Annotated in this window: 6 protein-coding genes; 2 read left to right on the top strand and 4 right to left on the bottom strand. The window is 73.4% G+C overall.

Annotation, left to right across the window (positions count from 1 at the left end; genetic code table 11):
- On the top strand, nucleotides 1-496 hold a 496-nt coding region (locus tag ABYE80_RS16555), incomplete at its 5' end, for a TVP38/TMEM64 family protein (protein ID WP_372791408.1).
- On the opposite strand, the gene pyk is transcribed toward ABYE80_RS16555, so the two are convergent.
- The 3 genes from pyk to ABYE80_RS16540 are packed head-to-tail and all read right to left on the bottom strand — an operon-like array spanning nucleotide 402 to nucleotide 2,880.
- Nucleotides 402-1,838 carry a pyruvate kinase gene (pyk, locus tag ABYE80_RS16550; RefSeq protein ID WP_372791407.1) on the bottom strand — a complete coding sequence of 479 codons (1,437 nt, stop codon included), beginning with the start codon at nucleotides 1,836-1,838 and terminating at the stop codon, nucleotides 402-404. The two genes, ABYE80_RS16555 and pyk, sit on opposite strands and share 95 nt — an antisense overlap.
- Before the next feature lie 50 nt (nucleotides 1,839-1,888).
- A complete protein-coding gene (locus ABYE80_RS16545; protein WP_372791406.1) occupies nucleotides 1,889-2,260 on the bottom strand; it encodes a response regulator in 372 nt (123 codons plus the stop codon).
- Nucleotides 2,257-2,880 (bottom strand): hypothetical protein, encoded by a 624-nt coding sequence (locus ABYE80_RS16540; protein ID WP_372791405.1) that lies wholly within the window; start codon nucleotides 2,878-2,880, stop codon nucleotides 2,257-2,259. Before ABYE80_RS16540 ends, ABYE80_RS16545 begins: the two co-directional genes overlap by 4 nt.
- Before the next feature lie 137 nt (nucleotides 2,881-3,017).
- On the opposite strand from ABYE80_RS16540, the gene ABYE80_RS16535 reads away from it, so the two are divergent.
- A complete protein-coding gene (locus tag ABYE80_RS16535; RefSeq protein WP_372791404.1) occupies nucleotides 3,018-4,529 on the top strand; it encodes a sensor histidine kinase in 1,512 nt (503 codons plus the stop codon).
- Here the strand turns inward: ABYE80_RS16535 and ABYE80_RS16530 are convergent.
- Nucleotides 4,498-5,229: hypothetical protein (locus ABYE80_RS16530; RefSeq protein ID WP_372791403.1), on the bottom strand; the 732-nt coding region annotated here is incomplete at its 5' end. The genes ABYE80_RS16535 and ABYE80_RS16530 overlap by 32 nt on opposite strands.

Below are 5,229 nucleotides of genomic sequence, written 5' to 3'. Positions count from 1 at the left end.
GGGTACGCCGATCACGATCGCGACCTTCGTGCTCGGCGGCACGCTGGCGTTCTCCCTGGGCCGCTGGTGGGCCCACGACGCCGTGGCGCATCTCGTCGAGGACCGTCCGCGGCTGCGGGCGCTGCGGCAGTGGATCGGGGCGCGCGGGTTCCTCTCGGTGCTGTACGCGCGGATCGCCCCCGGCGTGCCCTACAACCTCGTCAACTACGCGGCGGGCCTGGCCCCCGTGACGCTGGTCGCGTTCGTGGCCGCCACGGCGCTCGGCTGCGCGCCCCGCGCGTTCGCCTACACGGCCCTCGGCGGTTCGCTGGACGACCTGGGATCCCCGGAGGCGATCGCCGCTGCCGCGATCCTCGTCCTCATGGCGGTCGCCGGCGTCGTGCTGGCCCGGCGGGACGCCCTCAGGGCCGCGACCAGGTCTCGTGCGCCTCGGGCAGCTTCTGCACCTGGAACAGACTCGTCGACCCCGGGCGGCCGCTCGGCAGACCGGCCGTGATGCCGACTCGCTGGCCGGGCTTCAGCCAGCCCAGCTCCACCACCCGGCGGGCGGCGTCGGCGATGAGCGCCTCGGTGACCTCGTGGCGGCGCATCGACGACGCCTGCACCCCCCACATCAGCCCGCAGCGGCGGACCGTCTCCTTCCCGGGGGACAGCGCGTAGATCGGCACGTTGGGCCGGTGGGCGCTGACGAGCCTGACGGACCGGCCCGAGAGGGTCGGGACCACCAGGGCGTCGAGTGCGAGGTCCCGCGCCGCCTTGCAGGCCGAGTGGGCGACCGTGTAGGAGGGGTCGCGCGCATCGCGGGCGACGCGCCGCTCGTTCCACTCCTCGTAGGGCGCCTCGCGTTCGGTGGTGCGGGCGATGGCGTCGAGCATCGCGATCGAGCCGACCGGGTAGTTGCCGACCGCGGTCTCCTGGGAGAGCATCACGGCGTCGGTGCCGTCGAGGATCGCGTTGGCGACGTCGGTGACCTCGGCGCGGGTCGGCCGCGAGGAGTGCACCATCGAGTCGAGCATCTGCGTGGCGGTGATCGACGGGCGGGCCAGGGCGCCGGCGAGCCGGAGCAGGCGCTTCTGGACCATCGGCACCTCCTCGATCGGCAGCTCGATCCCGAGGTCCCCGCGGGCGACCATGACGCAGTCCGCGGCGCGCAGGATCTCCTCGGCGCGAGCCACCGCCTGCGGCTTCTCGATCTTCGCGATCAGCGGGACGCGGGTGTGCTCGCGCACCGACGTGATGTCCTCCGGTCGACGCACGAACGACAGGGCGACCATGTCGACCCCGATCCGCAGTCCGGCGCGGAGGTGCTCGATGTCCTCCACCGGAACCGCCGGCAGCTGGTCGACCGGCCCGGGCAGGTTCAGGCCCTGACGGCTCGCGACGCTCCCGCCGATCTCCACCTCCGCGTCGACCTCACCGGGGCGCACCGTGGTCGCCCGCAGGCGCACCGTGCCGTCGGCGAGGTACAGCACCTCGCCGGGGGACATGGCGTCGGCCAGGCCGTCCCACGTGATGCTCATGCGCTTCGCGTCGCCGGGCGGCGGGTCGGGGTCACCACAGGTGAAGGTGACCGTCTCGCCGGGGATCAGGTCGACGCGGTCGTCGGCGAGGACGCCGATGCGGAGCTTCGGTCCTGGGAGGTCCTGGAGGATCGCGACCGGCCGGCCCGCGCGCTCGGACGCCTCGCGCACCATCCGCGCCGTCTCGCCGTGCTGGTCGTGGGATCCGTGGCTGAAGTTCAGGCGGGCGACGTCCATGCCCGCGTCGACCATCCGCACGAGGGTCTCGGGGTCACGTGAGGCGGGACCGATGGTGGCGACGATCTTCGTGCGGCGCATGGCTTCGACGCACCCTATCGGGGGCGACAGCCGATGCCGCCGAGTTCGATCTACGCGGCGAGCGCGAGCTCGTCCACGATGTCGAGCAGGCGCTCGTGGTCGACCTTGTCGACCGCGCGGACGCCGAGGGAGGCCGCCTGGGTCTCCACCGAGGGCTCGATGTAGCCCGAGTAGAGCACGATCGGCGTGTCGTCCCCGCGCTCGCGGATCTCGCGGGCGACCTCGATCCCGGTCATCCCGGGCATCCGGTGATCCAGCACGATCACCGACCACGAAGGCGTCTGCTCGTCGCTCGCCGCGTGCAGCTCGAGGGCTTCCGCGCCGCCGGCGGCCTCGTCGCAGGTGTAGCCGCGCTCCTCGAGCGTCAGCCGTTGCAGGACCCGTAGCGAGGGCTCGTCGTCGACGATGAGGACGCGCGTCATCGCGTGCGCCACGGGTCGACGTGCACGTCGTCGACCGACCAGGTGCCCCGGCCCTGCGGGACGAAGCGGAACGCGACCGCGGTCTTCTCGCCCGGGAGCAGCGGCAGGAGGTTGACGACGAGGACCATCTGCGCGGTCGGCGTCCAGGACGCGCTGGGCAGGACGAGACCGACGGGCAGGGACCGCACGTTGCCGAAGGCGTCCTCGAACAGGACGTCGGCGCGCAGCGACGAGAGCAGGTTGGTGCCGCTGGACCTGACGAAGAAGCGCAGCGTCGGATGCTCGATCCCGACGCAGATCGCGTCCGTGGTGGCCGTGGATCCCGACGGCAGGCTGACGGAGCGGGTCCCGTGGTCGTCCACGACGTTCCACGGCTCCTGGCCCTCGGCGATCGTGGCACCACCGGTGAACGTCCACTGGTCGGCGGACTCGGCGGTGCCGCCGGGCGCGAGGACGTAGTTGGCCGGGTCGAGCCACGGCGAGAAGACCTGGGACGCGCTGCGGTCCTCGCAGTCCGTCGCGCTGCTCACGAGGACGCCGGCGTTGGCGGCGGGGGCGAACGCGAGTGCCGACGCCGCTGCGGCGGCGGACACGGCGATCCATCGTGCTGCGCGGGACATGTGTGGCTCCTGGTTGCGTGAGACTGGGAGTCGGGCGGACGAGTGGTCCTGGCCTGGCTATCGGTACCGAGTTCCTGGGGCTTGACTCGGACATACGTCCGTTGTGCGCTGACCGCCGGACACGAGAGGATGGTCGGGTGAAGAGCGTCGAACCAGAGGTCGACCCCGAGGTCGCTGCTCTGCTTCGCGAGGGGCGCGAGGCCCTGACGCACCCACCGTCGCCGCGGCAACTCCGGGCCGAGTTGCTCGTCGGGGTCCCGCTCGGGCTGGCCGCCCTGGCGCTCGCGGTCAGCGGCGCCGAGACGATCGACCTGCGGATCGGCCTGCTCGTGACCCTGCTGCTCGCCTACGCGGTGGCGACGACGGTCGCGTTCGAGCTGGGCCAGGGGGAGACCGACGCGACCCTGCTCGTCCTGGTCCCGATGCTGTTCCTGCTGCCCGTCACGCTCGTGCCGCTCGCGGTCATCGTCGGGTACGGGGTGGGTCGGGTGCCCGACATCGTGCGCCGGGGTGAGCATCCGCTGCACCTCGTGTTCGCGCTGGCCAACGCCTGGCACGCGATGGGCGCGGCGATCGTGCTGGTCCTCGCCACCGAGCCCGGCGGCCCGCGCTGGTCCGACGCGCCGTGGTTCCTGCTGGCCCTGGCCGCGCTGCTGACCGTGGACACGGCGGCCGGCGTCCTGCGCGAGCGGCTCGGTCGCGGCGTGCGGCCGGAGCTGCAGCTGCGCCTGCTGCTGCGCGTGTGGCTGCTGGACAGCGCCCTGGCGCCCGTCGGGCTCCTGGCTGCGTTCGCCGCCACGCAGGGGCGCTACGGATTCCTGCTGCTGGCGCCGCTGCTCCCGGTGCTCGGCCTGCTGGCCAGGGAGCGCAACACGCGCCTCGGGCACGCCCTGGACCTGCTGGAGACGAGGACGGTTCTCCTGGAGACCGAGCTGGCCGCGGCCCGCGGGCGTGAAGAGGCGCTGGCCGCCGTGTCCCACGGCCTGCAGACGCCGCTGGCCTCCGTGGTCGGCCTCGCGCGGCTCCTGGACGAGCGCGGGTCCGATCTCGCGGAGGACCGCCGGGCGACGGCGACCACGCAGCTGCACCGTGAGGCGCTCGCACTCCGTCACCGGGTCCGGCAGATCCTCGACTACCCGCACCTGCGCACGGGGCGGCCGCTCGCGCTGCGTCCGGCCCCGTGCGATCTCGCCGACGTCGTCCCTCGCGCGATCGCGGCCTCGGGGCTGACGGACGTCGCGGTCGTCGGCGCGGCGCCGCCCGTGCGGACCGACGCCGTGCGTGTCGAGCAGGTGCTGACCGTGCTGCTGGACAACGCCGGGCGCCACGGCCGGCCGCCGGTCCGCCTGGAGCTGGGGACGGGACCGTCGGGGGAGGCGACCGTCACGGTGAGCGACGACGGGGAGGGCGTGAGCGAGCCCGAGCGGTCGCGGCTGTTCGCCGAGCCCGAGGTGGTGCGGGGGCGCGACGAGGCGGCCGGCACCGGCATCGGGCTGTTCGTCGCCGGCGGCATCGCGGGACAGCTCGGGGGTCGGCTCGACGCCGAGCATCCCCGCGAGGGGGGCGCTCGGTTCAGGCTCGTCCTTCCGCTCGCCCCGCCGGGCGAGGCGGAGCCCCTCAGCCCAGATCCACCGCCCGTGGGAGGGTGAACGTCGGGAAGCGCTTGGGGTTGCGCGTCGTCTTGCGCACGAAGGTCCCCAACCGGTAGACCGCTGCGAGCTGGGTGTCCGGTGCGTCGATCCTCACGCGGAACGTGCCGTTGCGCTTCGGCTTGATCCGCGCCACGACAACGCTCTTCTTGCAGCTGATCCGCTGCTTGACCGTGATCGTGGATGCCGGCGAGCTCAGCGGACGCACCACGCGCCCGGCGATCGTCACCTTGCCGCCCTTGACGGCGACGCCGGCGAGGACCATGCGCCTCGTGAGCTTCAGGTCCAGCGACTTCTCCCTGCCGATGCTGGCCTGGTAGCGGGCCCTGTTGGTGGAGCGAATGCGCTTGGAGGGCAGTCGCGCCGTGGTGCGGAAGCTGCCGTCGGCGCGCACCTTGGCCGTCGCGACGCGCTTGCCGTCACCCAGGAACCGGATCGACACGGTCTTGCCGGTCAGGGACCTGTCGGCCGCGCCGAGCAGCCGGACCCGGCCGTCGCGGATCGCCACGTCCTGCAGGACGAGGCGGCGCTTCGTGCACTGGAGCGCGAGCTCGCTGGCGGTCTGGGTCTGCGCCGGTGGTGCGGCGGCCGGCGGCGGCGAGCAATCGACGTTCGCCGCCCGCACCCGGGCTTCGCCGAGGGTGACGTCGGCGATGGCCTGGCCCGCGATGCTCGCCTGCACGCGGAGCGCCTGCTGGGT

The organism is Paraconexibacter sp., from assembly GCF_041602235.1.
Taxonomy (GTDB): Bacteria; Actinomycetota; Thermoleophilia; order Solirubrobacterales; family Solirubrobacteraceae; genus Paraconexibacter.
The sequence above is the reverse complement of the archived record's forward strand: the minus strand, read 5'-3'. Positions and strand labels throughout refer to the sequence as shown.